Below are 15,859 nucleotides of genomic sequence, written 5' to 3'. Positions count from 1 at the left end.
CTTCGAGCAGGATGGATTCTTTTTATGATATAAGCAAAAATCCCTGGATTTTGCAAATCGTACACGCGGCCTTGAGGCCAACTAATCATGTTGAGGTGATACAAGTGGAAGCTGCCAAACCAACTCTGAAGGCCGAGAAACCTCAGAAAGCCCGCAAATTTTGGACGCCCAAGCGGAAGGAGGCCCTCGTCGGCTGGTTGTTCCTTGCTCCCGAAATCGTCGGGATGCTGCTGCTCAATGTTTTTGCGCTTGGATTTTCCCTGTATTTAAGCTTTACTTCCTGGAACCTTTTGTCCGGGATTTCGGGGATCAAATTCGCGGGGCTCGAAAATTACATTCACATGTTTCAGGATCCGACGATCCTGAAGGCGCTGAAAAACAATTTGATTTATACCGTCCTGACGGTTCCGGTTCCGATCGCGATCGCGCTCGTGCTCGCCGTTTTGATCCATAACAAGGTGTTCTGGAAGGACTATTTTAAGGTCGTGTTTTTTATACCGTATATCTCGTCCATCATTGCCGTTGCGGCCGTATGGAGCGCATTGTTCCATCCTTCCTTGGGGCCGGTGAACCAGTTCCTGATGGACCTGGGCATCTCCAACCCGCCGAAATGGCTCGTGGATCCCAAAACGTCGCTCATTTCGATCGCCATTATCAGCTCCTGGGCCGGACTCGGGTATACGATCATCATTTATCTGGCCGGACTTACGAACATATCGAGCGAACTGTATGAAGCCGCGGAAATCGATGGCGCTACGGCCCTGACGAAGTTTTTTAAAATTACGGTTCCGCTGCTTCGCCCGACAACCTTTTTCCTGCTCATCACGATGCTGATCGGCTCCTTTAAAGTGTTCGATATCATTTCCTACCTGACGGAAGGAGGGCCGGAAAATTCCTCGACGGTCATCGTGTTCCGGATCTACGAGGAAGGGTTCGTGAACTACAACATGGGTTATGCTTCCGCGATTTCCTGGCTGCTGTTTGCCATTATTGCGGCTATTACGGCAGCTACCTGGAAAATGAGAAAAGAAGAGTAGAAGGAGGAGAGGACGACCATGCCGTTTATTCGCAGAAATATTTCAAAGCTCATTACGACGGTGCTAATGGGAGCTTTATCCGTATTTTTCCTGATTCCGTTCGTGTGGATGGTCTCGTCGGCGTTTAAATTCGAAAAGGACGTCATGCGTTTTCCCATTGAGTGGATTCCTAAATCGATAAATGTGGTGTACAATTTCAAAGCGGTTTGGATGGGGAAAGTCCCCTTCCTGCACATTTATTTCAACTCGATCAAGGTTGCCGTCATCGTTACGTTCATCACCTTGCTCGTGTCGACCATGGCGGCCTATTCGTTCACGAAGCTTAAATTTCGCGGGAGAAACCTGGTGTTTACGGCGCTGCTCGCCTTCATGATCATCCCGGACCAGGCAACGCTGATTCCGCGGTTCATGCTCATCCGCTGGATGGGGCTCTATGATACGCATGTCGCGCTGATTTTCATGAGCATGTTTTCGATTTATTTTACGTTCCTGCTGCGCCAGTTTATGGTGGGGATCAGCGATGAATACATCGAAGCGGCGAAAATCGACGGGGCAGGCCATTTCCGAACCTTCGCGTCGATCATCGTCCCGCTCTGCCGGCCGGTGCTGGCGACCGTGGCCATCATCAAATTCATCTGGTCGTGGAACGATTATCAGAACCCGCTCATCTTTTTGCAGACGAAGGACCTGTATACCATCCCGCTCGGCATGACCTTGTTCCGGGACGATTATACGACCAACGACGCCATCATGATGATGGCCTCGCTTTCCGCGATCGTGCCGCTTTTGATCGTATTCATCATTTTGCAAAAACAGGTCATCAACGGGATCGCCTTGGGCGGGGTCAAGGGCTGACGTTGATCGCGTATGCGGTTTCAAAAAGTCAAAAAAGTGATCGTTATACCTCAAAATTATGCACTTGCGAACCGCGGCCAGTGATTATACTGGGGTTGCAAGGATGAGGATCTTCCATATTTAGGGGGCAGAAAAATGAGAAGGAAAAGCAAACGGAATTTTGTGGCTTCACTTTGCCTGTTGTTGGCAGCGTTTACCGCGCTGAGCGGATGCGGCGGCAATTCCGGTTCGGCCGGCGGAAGCGGGATATCGTCCGATGGACAAGTCACGATTAAGTACTACAACTGGGACAATGCCGATCAGGAAGCCGCGACGGACGCGATGCTCAAAGAATTCGAAGCGCAAAATCCGAACATCAAAGTAGAGCATGTCGTGCTGGTTCCCGGCAACTCGGTGGAAATGCTGAAAAAACTCGATTTCCTCATATCGTCCGGCGAAGCCGTCGATGTCGTCAACCTGCCGAGCTCAGGCACCGTGATCGAACGGGCGGCCCGGGGGGCGCTTGCTCCGTTGAATGAATTTTACGACAAAGAAGGGTTAAAGCCGGAAGACGAATATTACGTCAATCCGAAGGTAGGCGACAAATATTACGGCATGCAGATGACCGCGGGTTATCAGTTCGTGCTGCTCAACAAAGATGCGTTGGACGAAGCGGGGCTGCCCGTGCCGACCTATGGCTGGACATGGGACGATTTCCGCGATTACGCGAAAAAGCTGACCAAAGGCGAAGGCGTCGACAAACGTTACGGCACGTATTTCCATACATGGGAGCTGTACATGAACGCGCCGGCCCAGACGGTCATGAAAGACCCGTTCCGCTACGATGACGGCACCACCATCCTTTCGGACCCGACGTACAAATACTTCTTCCAGCTTCGCAAGGACATGGAGAACATCGACAAATCCGCGAAGCCTTACGCCGATACGCTTGCCGCCAAGCTGAACTACCGAAGCGAATTTTTCAGCGGCGATGCCGCGATGCTGCTTTCGGGAAGCTTCATGATCCCGGATCCGGGGAACGTGGAACAGTATCCGCATGATTTCAAAACCGCGTTTGCGCCGGTACCGCTTCCGCCGCAGAATGCTTTGCCTAAAAACTACGAGGGCGGCAAATATTTCGTGGGCGGCGGCCAGCTGGCAATGGGGGCAACGTCCAAACATAAAGAAGAAGCCTACAAGCTGATGCGCTTCATGACGACGACGGACTCGGAATCGAGAATGGAGTTCTCCGGCTGGAAAAAATCCGACCAAAACAAAGTGCTTGACCGTCTGGTCGGCAAAAACAAGGACATGTACGACGTGGATTCGTTGAAAAACACGCTGTTTGGTCCGGACATCAAATATTTGGACGCTTCGCCGATCGTGACGACAAGCTCTTCCGATCTGACCAAAGTCATCGATGACGGGTTCAGCAAATTCATGCTGAGCAACGAACCGATTGACGACGTTCAGAAGTGGATGGTGGAGGAAGCGACCAAAATCATTAACGAAAAAGAAGCAAAGTAGTTGGTTTTCAACTGACTCAAGCCAAAAGCAGCAGGCAGCTAAAAAAGCCCGCTCGCACGCCAAAGCGTACGAAGCGGGCTTTTTTTCGTTTGTGCGGATCAAATCGCCTGCATCACGAAATAGATCACGAAGAGAAGCGACACGACATAAAAGAGGGGCTTCACTTCGCGCCATTTGCCGACCGCGACATGGAACAGGGCATAGCTGATGAAACCGATCGCGATCCCGTCCACGATACTGTGCATCAGCGGGATAAACGCGATGATAAAAAACGCGGGAAACCCTTCTTCCAGCCGTTTAAAGGAAATATTGCGGACCGCCGGCATCATCAACCCCCCGATAAAAACGAGGATCGGCGCAACCGCCTGATCCGGGACGAGCATGATGACCGGCATCGCGATCAGCGAGAGCAAAAACAGCGTCCCCGTAACGATCGGGGTCCAGCCGGTTTTTCCTCCGGCCGAAATGCCGGCGGCAGCCTCCACGGTAGAGACCGTCGGGCTTGTGCCGAAGAGGCCGCTCAAAAAGACGGTGAACGAAGTCGCCTGGATGGCGCGCTTAAAGCGCTCCTGTTTTCCGCTCATGTTCAACTGGGCGTTAATGAGTCCGACGTTCTCGAACACGATGACAAGCGTCAGCGAAAATACGGCGACGATCAACGTCGTTATTGAGGCGCCTTTCACCGACAGCTGCCCGAACACGTCTCCGTAAGTGGACCACGAGGACCCTCCAACATCCGCCGCCTTCGAAGGCGCGGCTCCGAGCAGATAAGCCAGCACCGTTCCTCCGATGATGGCCAGCAGCAAATTGCCGGGCACGTTGCTCATGTAGAGGATGCACGTCAACGCCAACGTCGCAAGCGTTACAAGCACGCCCGGATCGGCGAACGAACGCATGGCAATTACCGAGGACGGATCCGAAGCGATCACGCCGCCTTTATGCAATCCGATCAGGACCAGCATGAGGCCGATGCCGACCGAGATGGCTTCCTGAAGCGAGGCGGGAATGGCCGACCGCAACTTTTCGACGAAAGAGGTCATGCTGATGGCCAAAAAACAGAGGCCGGACATCATGCCGACCGCCAGCGCCTGCTGCCACGTCAACCCCATCCCTTGGACGAGCGTGTAGGTAAACATGGCGTTAATCCCCATCCCGGGCGCGATGATCAAGGGAGCTTTTCCCCAAATGCCCATGACGAAGCACCCGACCGCCGACGCCAGAACCGTGGCGATAATCCCGGCTTCCTGGGGGATGCCGGCATCCGCCAATATCGATGAATTCACAATAATAATGTAGACGATCGCAAAAAAAGATACGACTCCCGCTAACAGCTCCCGCCGCCAAGCGCTCGGGGCAAGGCGGGAAGCCGGACTAGGTGAAGCGTTCTCTTTCGTATGCGACGGTCCATGGTTTTCCTGGTGGACCAACCGAATACCTGCTTTCCATTGTAGCCCCTCACCCAACCCTTTCAATGGTATTGAAAGAAATGGCGGCGCAAAACCGCCATGTGCATGATTGTATCACATTTATGTCAGCAATGAGGTAAAAAATATGAAACAAAAGTAAAGAACTTTAAATTGTAAGCGTTTTCTGATGAAATCTATAATGGATTTGCGAAGCATTTATAACATGATTTGGATATTTTCTTGCCGTATGATGGAGATCAAAGTTTTCATTGCCAAAAAATTCAAGGACGAGGGAGGTGCTTATGGCCATGACGTCACGAAAATTAAGCAGATCCAGCGTGTGGCTTATCGCCGGAATGACCGTCATTGCAGCCATTGCGTTCATCTTCGTTGAAAGGCCCGTTTTCTCCAAAACCAACCGATCCGACGATCCGATGGCAACCGTAAACGGCGAACCGATCCTCTTAAGCGAGTTTCAAAGAGCCGTGCAAGCGAACAAAGCCCGCGTCATCGACTATTTTCACGAAAAATACGGCGCCGGGCAGTCGGCCTCCTTTTGGACCGAGACCTATGGCGGGGAAACTCCGCTTGAGCGTTTGAAGAGGACAGCGCTGGAGGAGAGCGTGAATTTGAAAGTCCAGCAGCTGATCGCCAAAGAACAGGGAGTGCTGACGGATATCCGTTACGACGTTTTTTTGCAAAATTTAGAGAACGAAAATGAAAGAAGAGCAAAGGCCATCGAAAATCATGAGGTGGTGTTCGGGCCTGCCCAATATACCGAGGATGCTTATTTCGAATATGCGATGGTGAATGCGGTGTTGTCGGTCAAAAAGCATTTGGCGGAACATGACTGGAAACCGGACGAACCGCAGCTGAAACGGTTTTACGAAACGAAAAAAAGCGAGCTGTACCAAGCGCCCGAAGCCGTAAAGGCGAGGCAGATATCGATATCTTTTCTTGATGCGGACCTGCATGCCGATGAACGCCGGAAGGCCCAGGCGAAACGAAAAATCGAGGCAGCGGCGGCGAAAATCTCAAACGGCATGGCATTCGAGCAAGCGGCAAAGGAAATCGGTCCGGATGGACAAGTTGCGGAGCAATCCTATCCTTTGGACAACTTCAGGCATAACGCCAAAAGTCCGGTAGCTCAGGCGGCTTCGATGCTGCAGGCCGGGGAGATCAGCGGAATCATCGAAGAAAACGGCCGTTTTTACCTGATCCAAAGATTGGAGAACGTGAGGGCTGGCTCCCGCTATTTGGCTTTTGATGCCGTAAAGGATCAAGTGTCCAAAGACTATATCGATGACCGCTATGCCGGTTACGTTCGTCAGCGGATCGCGGATGCGCGGGTTGTCGTCAATGAACGACTGTACAAGACGTTTCGAATGTAAAGCCGATCAGGCATTACATAAACGAGGATTTTTGCAAAATCCTCAAATCAAAAACGGAAAGGAATGTTGCTCATTGAGCCGACGGGGATTCAAAAAAGCAATCGGCATGATTCTGATTTTCTCCATGTTTTGTTCATTGGTGATCGCTTTGCCGCCTGCGGCGAAGGCCGCCGGAACCACGTATTACGTGGATAGTTTGGGAGGGGATGACGGCAACAGCGGCACAAGCGAAAATTCCGCCTGGAAGTCGCTGGATAAAGTGAACGCAACGACCTTTGCCCCGGGCGACAAAATTTTGTTTAAAGCCGGGGGAAGCTGGAATGGAAGATTATGGCCTAAAGGCTCCGGGGAACATGGGAACCCGATCGTCATCGACATGTACGGCACCGGCAGCAAGCCGTTAATCGCCGGGGTGACGTCCGAACTGGAAGCCGTCTTTTTGAAAAATCAGCAGTATTGGGAAATCAACAACCTCGAGGTGACGAACAGCTCGCCGCTGCCTTTCGACAGGGATTGGCAGAACCCGCGGGGCCAGCGGAGAGGCGTCTATATTTTGAATGAGGAAGCAGGCATATTGAATCATATTTATATCAAAAATTTGAATATCCACGATGTGGACGGTTCTTATACGACCCGTTCCGGAGGAATTATCGTCGACTCGGTCGGATCGAACACCCCAAGTGCTTTTAACGATATTCTGATTGACGGCAACACGCTGACGGATGTGGACGCCTATGGCATATACATCGGCTCCAACTGCATTTTGCGCTACGGCATGGGCGATTTATGGCCGTGGGTGCCGAAACCTTACGGACCGTGGACGCCTTCCACGAACGTCAAAATATCCAACAACACCGTGCTCCGGGCGGCAACCGGCGGGATCGCATGGAACGTAACCGACGGGGCGGTCGTCGAGCGCAATACGGTAGGTCAAGCCACATACCTGGCAACCAACGCCTCGATTTGGTGGGCTTATGCTGACAACAATCTCGTGCAATTCAACGAATCGTTCGCAAGCGTCAACGGCGCAGAGGACGGCCACGGCTTCGACGTGGATGCGGGCAACATCGGTTCGTTGGTCCAATACAATTACAGCCACGACAACGCCGGCGGGTTCATGCTTTTTGTCAACGATACCTATTACACCGTCAACACGATCGTGCGATACAACATCAGCCAAAATGACCGGAAAAGCATCTTCCGTTACAGCGGATCGATCGATAACGTCTATAATTACAACAATACGGTTTATGTAGGCCAAGCGTCCGGCAACCCGGTAATGAGCGATTATTTCACGAAAGCTTCGGGCACGCCGCGCAACATCAAAAATTATAACAACGTGTATTACAGCGTCGGCGACCGGGGCTGGGATTTGCGGGGCCAGACCTTCGACTACAACGCGTATTACGGAGGGAACACGTTAGTGCAGGCCGATGCGCATAAGGTGACCGCCGATCCGAAATTCGTCGACCCCGGAAGCGGTTCGATCGGCATGAATACCGTCGGCGGATACAAGCTGCAAGCCGGCTCCCCGTTGATTGGGGCGGGCATACGGATAAACGACAACGGAGGGCGGGACTATTTCGGCAATCCGCTATACAACGAGGCTCCCGACATCGGCGCGCACGAATATGAAGGCAGCGTGCCTCCGGCCGGCTCCATGCCGGACCCGATCGATATCGTACGGATCCGTCCGGTCAGCACGCCTGTGGATGATTTGGCGCCGCTGGCCGTCGCCAGCACGTCGTTTCATTCTTCCCCTTCCGAGCCGATCGGCAGCATTAACGACAAATATTACGACACGGCTTGGAAATCCGAGGATTCGCCTGCGTTTCCGAACGATATTACGCTGGATTTCGGCAATGAACCCGTTTCCGCCAACCAGTTGAAATTAAATACGAGAATGGGGAAAGAATCCGGGATCACGGATTTCGATCTGGAATATCATAACGGCTCTTCCTGGGTTCCGATTCGAACGGGAGTTCACCTGACGTGGGATTCGACGACCGGCTATAACGAGATCAAATCCGTGGAATTCCCATTGACCCGTTTCTCTAAACTGAGATTGAAGGTCCATGACGGGAATCGGCAATCGGGACATCTTTCGCTGAACGAACTTGAATTATACAACAATCCTGATTTATACAAAGACATGGTCACGACGAGTTTTCCGACAGGGGCCGGCGAAATTACGAACATCCTTGACGGCAATTTGAACTCGGCGTGGGGAAGCGCCACCAATATCAGCTTTCCGGGTTACATCACCCTGGATTACGGAGATCGACCGGTGCCCGTCAATAAAGTCACGTTGGTCACTTTTTTCGGCATCGGCCAAGGCATTACCGATTTTGACGTGGAATATTTCGACGGCAGCCGCTGGCTAACCGCGTTATCCGATGCTACCATCGAGTGGAAGCTGAACGACAGCACGAAAGAACGCCAAAGCGTTGCTTTTCCGACGGTAAACGCTTATAAACTTCGGTTGAAGGTGAATGATGGCAACCGGGTTTGGGGCAACATTGCGCTCAATGAGCTGATCGTAGAGCACATTCCTGAACATATTCCCGTCACGGGAATTTCGCTCGATCAGCCGCAGCTTGTGCTTAATCAGTCTTCCGATCGCCGTGTGGAACTGAAGGCAACCGTTACGCCGGAAAACGCGACCAATCCAAAGATCGCATGGAGCACAAGCGATGCCCGGGTGGCCACGGTGGACGATCAGGGAACGGTGACGGCGGCAGGAGAAGGAACGGCGGTAATCACCGCCCAAACGGATGACGGCCATTTTGAAGCTTCCAGCCGCATCACGGTCGATTGGACGGCACCGGAAATTACGATCCGTTCGGTAACGACTTCCGTATATAACACTGGCATGCTTCAACCGCAATTGGACATTTCGGACCGTCTGACCGGAGTCGACGAGGCGAAAACCGAAGTGCTGCTGGACGGTAACAAATTAGGGACATTAGACGGCGTACCTCTGTACTTGTTGGAGCCTGGAGATCATGTATTGACCGTTCAAGCCGAGGATTTGGCGGGGAACGGGGCTGAAAAATCCGTCCGTTTTCAGGTGCTGACCAGTTATGAAACGCTCGGGGAGCTGGTCAGGCATTTCGCGAATCGCGGCTGGATCGACAACCAAGGGATCGCAAACAGCCTGTTGAAAAAATTGCAAAAACGGAATGCAGGCAGCTTTATTCAAGAAGTGGAGGCCCAAAAGGGGAAGCACATCTCTGCCGAAGCCGCGGAGTTTTTGCTGCGGGACGCGGGGCGGCTGCTTAACCCGTAGCCATTTTAACAAGAGAAGATGAAACGAAGCGCCTGTTTCCGCGGAAACGGGCGCTCCTCATTTAAAGGAAAGCTAATGCGCATTCGCAATGGTAATCGGCCAACTCTTTGGCGAATCGCTGATCCGGAAACCCCCGGCGAAGCAGCTTCAAACCGCCCGAGGTCAGCGAAATATGATGAAGGAAGCGGTAGAAACGCATTCGGTCTTCATCGAGCGAATCATGTTTCAGATACCGGTAGAACTCGCCGAACCTGAACGACATAAAACTGTGCTCATGTTCGATGTCAAAAAACATCGCCCCTTCAATATCGATCAGATAGGGTTCCAGTCTGTTATTCACCAGAACATGATCGGGTCCCAGTTCTCCATGAATAAAACCGTACTCCGTCCGCGGCGAGATCCTCGATTCAAGCTCGTTCATGGTATCAAGCAGTTTCCCATGGTTCGCTGCTATGCGTTCCATGTGGCGGGAAACGTAATCCAGCTGCGTTTTGGCGTTTTCCATTTGAACCTGCTGAGCGGTTCCCGCGCTGAATTTAGGCTCCGCCAGATTTCCGAAGGTTTCCCTTTTGTCGGCATGCATGGTCGCAAGCATTTCCCCCAACCGTTGGAACAATTGATGTTGGACTTTTGAATCGGAATGATGGAAATAGTCCTCCGCTTTTTGTCCTTCCACGTATTCCGCCAGGGCATAATCAAAAGGGTAACGGTTCCGTGCTTTATTTACGTCGTAAAGAGAAGGCGTACGAATGCCTTTTTGCGTCAAATGCTTATTGTTATGTTCAAAAAGATCGCTGCCGAAGGATCGCTGGCCCGAATCCTGATGCACCGTTTCTTCTTGAAAATAATTCATCGACAAATCCCATACGTACATCACGCAGGAAAATCCATTGCTGCAGCCGATCTTGTAGACGACTTTTTGCGCGCCTCCGTGCATCCTCGACACCTCGGCAACGGAATAGCCGGTACCCAAAACATCCCGAATATACTCCTGCAAATCCGCTGAATCTAGATGATCCGTTCCATTCATTGAACAACACTCCCGTACACAAGTTTTGCCGGCCCTCCAAGCATAGATAAAATCCGGCCGAAAATATAGACTTTTTCTTTCCGGATTGATATGATGTTGAATAAGGTGTCGATAAAAACAGCCGTTCAAAGCCTTCGGATCTCATTCCTTAGGCTTTTTGTTTGCGCTCCGATGACGGGACGCCGGACATCATTAGACCATTACATAAAAGAAACGAGGATGAAACATTGAAAGCACTAAAATCCGTATTATTTGTGTTGTTCAGCTGTTTGCTGCTTTTGACCGGTTGCGGAGTGGCCGAAATACAGCAGACCCAGCAACCGGGCCACCCACCGAGCCACCAGCCGGCGCAGCGGCAAGACCGTCAGGAGCAGCCGGATCGTTTAACCACGTTTGAGGGCGTTGCGGATTACATCAAGGAGCATCATAAACTTCCCGACAACTTTATTACGAAAAACGAAGCGAAAAAGCTGGGCTGGGACGCCCAAAAGGGAAACCTGCATAAGGTTGCGCCGGGAAAAAGCATTGGCGGCGATATTTTCCGGAACCGCGAGAAAAAATTGCCCGATAAAAAAGGGCGGGTCTGGTATGAAGCGGATATCAACTATACATCCGGACACCGGGGAAAAGACCGCATCCTTTTTTCCAATGACGGTTTAATTTACAAGACGGAAGACCATTACAAGACGTTTGAGCAAATCAAGTAAGCATTGGAGGAGCTTAACAAATGCGAACGATCATTTTAGATGGCGGGAACATCGGGAGCATCGACCAGCTGCATGCCGTCCTCAAGGAAGGTTTGGATTTGCCCGATCATTACGGCGGCAATCTGGACGCGTTGTGGGATAGTCTGACCGGGTGGGTCGACATGCCGCTGACGGTTCGTTGGGTCCGTTTTAAGGAAAGCGAAAAGAAGCTGGGGGAATACAGCCATTCTCTGCTGGAGCTCTTTCGCGACGCCGAGGAGGAGCTTGAAGGCTTCCGGTTGGAACTCGAATAAGATTCGGCCGACTGCAAAATTACATATAAGTATTTGAAATGTACTGAAAAAACCTGATCCGTCAGGTTTTTTTGTTTTTCCCGGAAAATGTCGCGGATCCGTCGGCAGTCGATTGGACATGGGAAGCCCTGAAACGGTCTTGACAACATACGCGCCGCTCGTATACATTTGTATACAAATAAGAAGTGTATACGAATGTATACATAAGAAAGAGGGAGCAATCATGCGCGAAGGCAGACATGAACGGAAGGGACACCGCGATCCCATGGAGCGTAGGGAAGGCCGGGGGCGCGGACATGAAGACAGAAAGGAGCGTTCCCATAGAGCCCAGACCTTTCGCCGGGGAAGAGCGATCGCATTTTTGGAAAAATTGAACGTCAAACGGTCGACTTTGGTGCAGCAGCTGGATCAGCCGGAATATGCATCCATTAAACAGGTGATCAGCGGGGAGCTCAAAGCAACGGATGCGATCATTCAGGAGTTTATCCATACGTTCGAATTGTTTGAAGCGGTCCCTGGGAACGACAACAAAAGCGAAGAAGACGATACGAAACATGAAAATCAATGAGGCGGTGGGTAAAGGCAACATGGGACTGCACATGATTTCGTCTTTCGGGACGTTCGTGACGAAGCCGAACCCTGCCGGAAACGAAGGTGAACGAAATGTGGAAACTTAAAGGCTTTTTGAAGCCCTATGGGTTGTGGTGCTTGCTGGCGCCGCTGCTGATGGTGGTGGAGGTATTCATGGATTTGCTGCAGCCGACGCTGATGGCCAGCATCGTGGATGAAGGCTTGATGAAAAATGATCTCGGGCATATCGTTTCGACCGGCTTGACGATGGTCGGCGTGGCGCTGATCGGATTAGTCGGGGGCGTGGGCTGCACCGTGTTTTCGAGCATCGCTTCGCAACATTTCGGCAACGACTTGCGGATACGGCTGTTCGAGCATATCCAGTCGTTTTCGAATCGAAACTTGGACCGGCTCAAGACGGGATCGCTGATCACCCGGTTAACGAACGACGTCGTGCAGCTCCAAACGTTCGTGCAAATGATTTTGCGGTCGTTCGTGCGTTCGCCGCTGCTGCTGATCGGCAGCTTGGTGATGGCCATCCGGATCAGTCCGTCGCTTACGGTCATCCTGCTTGTCGCCGTTCCGCTGCTGTTTATCTTCTTGTATACGTTGATCCGGCTCTCCTTTCCCTTGTTCGCACAAATGCAGGCCAAACTGGATGGCGTCAACATCGTCCTGCAGGAAAATTTGGCCGGGATTCGCGTCATCAAGGCATTTGTTCGGGCAAGGCAGGAGCAGCAGCGTTTTCATGCGGCGAACACCGATTATACCCGGACTGCGATCAAGGCGAACCGCCTCATGGCGCTGAATTTGCCGCTTATGATGCTCGTTTTGAACGCAAGCATCGTTGCCGTGTTGTGGTTCGGGGGTGTGCAGAACTGGAATTACGGATTTCCCGTCGGGAATTTGGTGGCGTTTATCAATTACGCGACGCAGCTCTTGATGTCGATGATGATGCTGAGCAATATGCTAACTTTTGTATCGCGGGCCAAAGTATCGGCCGACCGGGTTAATGAAGTGTTTGCCGCGGCCAGCGAGATTACCGAAGATCCCGCCGCCCTAAGCGACGGCATCCGTGCAGGCAGGGTCGAATTCCATAACGTCTCGTTCGCTTACGACAAAGGCGATGAAAATCTGGTTTTGGAGGATATCAGTTTTGTCGCCGAACCGGGAAAAACGACCGCGATCCTTGGCGCTACAGGCACGGGCAAGTCTACGCTCGTCAGCCTCATTCCGCGGTTGTATGACGTTTCGAGCGGTGCGATTACGATCGACGGCACGGATGTTCGCCGGATGAGCCTGGAACATCTTCGCAGCCGGATCGGGTTCGTCATGCAGCAGACCATCCTGTTCAGCGGCACCATTCGGGACAATATCCGCTTCGGCCGTCCGGACGCCAGCGACGAGGAAGTGGAACAAGCCGCCGTGATTGCCGAGGCGCACCGTTTTATAACAGAGCTTCCGCAAGGTTATGACACCGTGCTTGGCCAGCGCGGCATCAACCTCTCCGGCGGGCAGAAGCAGCGTCTTGCGATCGCAAGGGCGCTGCTCATCCGGCCAACGATCCTCGTCATGGACGACAGTACCAGCGCGTTGGATGCGGCGACCGAATCGCGGGTTAGGCAGTTGTTAAAAACGGAGATGCAGAGCAGCACCAACATTTTGATTGCCCAGCGCGTTTCGTCCGTGGTGGACGCCGATCGCATCCTGATTTTGGATTACGGCCGGATCGTGGCCCAAGGCACGCATGAAGAACTGATGCGGAGCAGCGAAATATACCAGGATATTCTGCAGTCGCAGCTGAATGGGGAGGAGGCGTCTTATGTCGAATCTACATAACCGCGCGCCGATACCGATCCCCGGTCGTCCGGGCGGTTTCGGGGGCGGGCCGCAAGGAGCAGGGCCCGGAAGAGGCGACGTGCCGAAGGTGCGCGCCAAAAACCGCGGCGCTACGATCAAACGCATCTGGGCGTACTTGAACCGCCAGCGGGCAGGACTTATCACGGTGTACGTCTTTACCGTATTGAACGCGCTCGCTTCCCTGATCGGGCCATATTTGATCGGTAAGGCGATCGATCAGGCGGTGATCCCCGGCGATGTTGGCGGTTTAGTCCGGTTTTGCCTGCTTTTGCTCGGGATTTACGTGCTTGGAAGCGTGATCGCATGGGTGCAGGCTTACGTGATGACGGCGGTGTCGCAACATACCGTGTTCGAGCTTCGGCGCGACCTGTTCGCAAAATACCACGAGCTGCCCGTGCAGTTTTTTGACACGCATGCAAACGGGGAATTAATGAGCCGGTCAACAAACGACATCGATAATGTCGCGAACACGTTGAACCAAAGCGTGACGCAGCTGTTAAACAGCCTGATTACCCTCAGCGGATCGCTGGCCATCATGCTGATGCTGAACATTCCCCTGACGCTCGTCGCGATGGTGACCGTTCCGCTCGTACTGCTGGCAAGCCGCAAAATCTCCGGGTTCAGCCGGGTTTATTTCAAAAACCAGCAGCGGCATTTGGGCGAGCTCAACGGTTTTATCGAAGAAACGGTAAGCGGCTTAAAGGTAGTGAAGCAGTATCGCAGGGAAGAGACGGAAGCCAAGCGATTTCGCAAGCTGAGCGGCGAATTGAACAAATACGGCATCAAAGCGCAGATTGTTTCCGGACTTGTCGGTCCGGTGATGAACATGATCAACAACCTCAATTTTGCGCTGATCGCCGGCGTCGGCGGTTGGATGGCTTTCCATGGCATGGCCACCGTTGGGGTCATCGTCAGCTTCCTTAACTATTCGCGCCAATTCGGCCGCCCGATTTCCGAGCTGGCCAACCAGTACAATTTGATCCAATCGGCCATTGCCGGAGCGGAGCGCGTCTTTGAAGTCATGGATATGGCGTCGGAATACGATCATGAACAGAAGAACGTCAAACTTCAGCGTCTGCAGGGTGAGGTGGTTTTTCGGGACGTATCCTTCGGATATAAGCCGGATTCGCCCATACTTCGCGGCGTGAACTTCATAGCGAAACCCGGCGAGAAAATCGCTCTGGTCGGACCGACGGGGGCCGGGAAAACGACGATCATCAACCTGCTGACCCGTTTTTATGAAATCAGTGATGGTGCGGTGCTTATAGACGGCGTTGACATCCGGGAGATCGACAAAAACGATCTGCGGGGCCAGCTTGGCATGGTGCTTCAGGATGCGCACGTATTTTCGGGGACGATACGGGAAAATATCCGTTTCGGCCGTCTCGATGCGACCGACCGGGAAGTGGAAGAGGCCGCGAAGCTTGCCAATGCCGACGGGTTCATCGCAAGGCTATCGCATGGCTATGACACGATGCTTGGCGCCGAAGGCGGAAGCTTGAGCCATGGCCAGCGCCAGCTGCTGACCATCGCACGGGCGATCCTCGCTGATCCGGCCATCTTGATCCTGGATGAAGCCACCAGCAGCGTCGACACGCGCACGGAAATGCATATCCAGCAGGCCATGAAAACGCTGATGCAAGGCCGCACCAGCTTCGTCATCGCCCACAGGCTCAGCACGATTCAGGATGCGGACCGCATCCTCGTCATCCAAGACGGGCGGATTGCGGAGCAAGGCAGCCATGAGGAGCTGCTTGAACTGCAGGGCGTTTACTTCGAGTTGTATAACAGCCAGTTCAGGCGGGCGATTTAGGGCAACCGTTGCATTTTTCGCTATTCATAGATTGCATCCTTTCAACACCAACTTCATCTGTATCATGGAACCGCCCGCTTTCGCGGGCGGTTTTTATGTTTT

General features: G+C 52.6%; 13 protein-coding genes. 11 read left to right on the top strand and 2 right to left on the bottom strand.

What is annotated here, in order from left to right; genetic code table 11:
* The first annotated feature begins 104 nt into the window (after positions 1–104).
* The 3 genes from NYE48_RS14885 (at position 105) to NYE48_RS14875 (ending at position 3,398) form a co-directional block, all read left to right on the top strand.
* A complete protein-coding gene (locus NYE48_RS14885; protein ID WP_445323994.1) occupies positions 105–1,037 on the top strand; it encodes a carbohydrate ABC transporter permease in 933 nt (310 codons plus the stop codon).
* Between the two features lie 18 nt (positions 1,038–1,055).
* Positions 1,056–1,892: a carbohydrate ABC transporter permease gene (locus tag NYE48_RS14880; RefSeq protein WP_212950785.1), complete on the top strand. Its 837-nt coding sequence runs from the start codon at positions 1,056–1,058 to the stop codon at positions 1,890–1,892.
* Between the two features lie 135 nt (positions 1,893–2,027).
* Positions 2,028–3,398, top strand: a complete 1,371-nt coding sequence (locus NYE48_RS14875) for an ABC transporter substrate-binding protein (protein ID WP_340999216.1) — start codon at positions 2,028–2,030, stop codon at positions 3,396–3,398.
* A 98-nt stretch (positions 3,399–3,496) separates the two neighbouring features.
* On the opposite strand, the gene NYE48_RS14870 is transcribed toward NYE48_RS14875, so the two are convergent.
* Entirely contained in the window at positions 3,497–4,825 is a 1,329-nt protein-coding gene (locus NYE48_RS14870; RefSeq protein WP_340999215.1) for an NCS2 family permease, read from the bottom strand.
* Between the two features lie 287 nt (positions 4,826–5,112).
* On the opposite strand from NYE48_RS14870, the gene NYE48_RS14865 reads away from it, so the two are divergent.
* The gene (locus tag NYE48_RS14865) at positions 5,113–6,195 is read left to right on the top strand and encodes a peptidylprolyl isomerase (protein WP_340999214.1); all 1,083 of its coding nucleotides are present in this window, start codon (positions 5,113–5,115) and stop codon (positions 6,193–6,195) included.
* Between the two features lie 73 nt (positions 6,196–6,268).
* Entirely contained in the window at positions 6,269–9,484 is a 3,216-nt protein-coding gene (locus tag NYE48_RS14860; RefSeq protein WP_340999213.1) for a discoidin domain-containing protein, read from the top strand.
* 61 nt (positions 9,485–9,545) lie between these two features.
* Here NYE48_RS14860 and NYE48_RS14855 read toward each other — a convergent pair whose 3' ends face one another.
* Positions 9,546–10,514: a phosphotransferase family protein gene (locus NYE48_RS14855; protein WP_340999212.1), complete on the bottom strand. Its 969-nt coding sequence runs from the start codon at positions 10,512–10,514 to the stop codon at positions 9,546–9,548.
* Between the two features lie 227 nt (positions 10,515–10,741).
* Here NYE48_RS14855 and NYE48_RS14850 point away from each other — a divergent pair, with 227 nt between their 5' ends.
* From NYE48_RS14850 to NYE48_RS14825, 6 genes are all read left to right on the top strand, one after another.
* Entirely contained in the window at positions 10,742–11,221 is a 480-nt protein-coding gene (locus NYE48_RS14850; protein ID WP_340999211.1) for a ribonuclease, read from the top strand.
* 20 nt (positions 11,222–11,241) lie between these two features.
* Complete coding sequence (locus NYE48_RS14845) at positions 11,242–11,514, top strand: barstar family protein (RefSeq protein ID WP_339324657.1); 273 nt, start codon at positions 11,242–11,244, stop codon at positions 11,512–11,514.
* Between the two features lie 223 nt (positions 11,515–11,737).
* Complete coding sequence (locus tag NYE48_RS14840; protein WP_340999210.1) at positions 11,738–12,082, top strand: hypothetical protein; 345 nt, start codon at positions 11,738–11,740, stop codon at positions 12,080–12,082.
* Complete coding sequence (locus NYE48_RS14835) at positions 12,069–12,191, top strand: hypothetical protein (protein ID WP_339324659.1); 123 nt, start codon at positions 12,069–12,071, stop codon at positions 12,189–12,191. The genes NYE48_RS14840 and NYE48_RS14835 overlap by 14 nt, the downstream gene beginning before the upstream one ends.
* Positions 12,178–13,923, top strand: a complete 1,746-nt coding sequence (locus NYE48_RS14830; RefSeq protein WP_340999209.1) for an ABC transporter ATP-binding protein — start codon at positions 12,178–12,180, stop codon at positions 13,921–13,923. Before NYE48_RS14835 ends, NYE48_RS14830 begins: the two co-directional genes overlap by 14 nt.
* Positions 13,907–15,757, top strand: coding sequence for an ABC transporter ATP-binding protein (locus NYE48_RS14825; protein WP_340999208.1), 1,851 nt, complete (start codon positions 13,907–13,909; stop codon positions 15,755–15,757). The genes NYE48_RS14830 and NYE48_RS14825 overlap by 17 nt, the downstream gene beginning before the upstream one ends.
* Positions 15,758–15,859 lie beyond the last annotated feature (102 nt).

This window comes from Paenibacillus sp. FSL M7-1455, assembly GCF_038004655.1.
Classification (GTDB): Bacteria; Bacillota; Bacilli; order Paenibacillales; family Paenibacillaceae; genus Paenibacillus_AQ; species Paenibacillus_AQ cookii.
This window is presented reverse-complemented; position numbering and strand designations above follow the sequence as displayed.

Bases quoted from the DNA above. Each gene is read 5' to 3' on its own strand.
- NYE48_RS14875 (WP_340999216.1), top strand. From the start codon at position 2,028: ATGAGAAGGAAAAGCAAACGGAATTTTGTGGCTTCACTTTGCCTGTTG.
- NYE48_RS14880 (WP_212950785.1), top strand. From the start codon at position 1,056: ATGCCGTTTATTCGCAGAAATATTTCAAAGCTCATTACGACGGTGCTA.
- NYE48_RS14855 (WP_340999212.1), bottom strand. From the start codon at position 10,514: ATGAATGGAACGGATCATCTAGATTCAGCGGATTTGCAGGAGTATATT.
- NYE48_RS14825 (WP_340999208.1), top strand. From the start codon at position 13,907: ATGTCGAATCTACATAACCGCGCGCCGATACCGATCCCCGGTCGTCCG.
- NYE48_RS14835 (WP_339324659.1), top strand. From the start codon at position 12,069: ATGAAAATCAATGAGGCGGTGGGTAAAGGCAACATGGGACTGCACATG.
- NYE48_RS14865 (WP_340999214.1), top strand. From the start codon at position 5,113: ATGACGTCACGAAAATTAAGCAGATCCAGCGTGTGGCTTATCGCCGGA.
- NYE48_RS14845 (WP_339324657.1), top strand. From the start codon at position 11,242: ATGCGAACGATCATTTTAGATGGCGGGAACATCGGGAGCATCGACCAG.
- NYE48_RS14830 (WP_340999209.1), top strand. From the start codon at position 12,178: ATGTGGAAACTTAAAGGCTTTTTGAAGCCCTATGGGTTGTGGTGCTTG.
- NYE48_RS14840 (WP_340999210.1), top strand. From the start codon at position 11,738: ATGCGCGAAGGCAGACATGAACGGAAGGGACACCGCGATCCCATGGAG.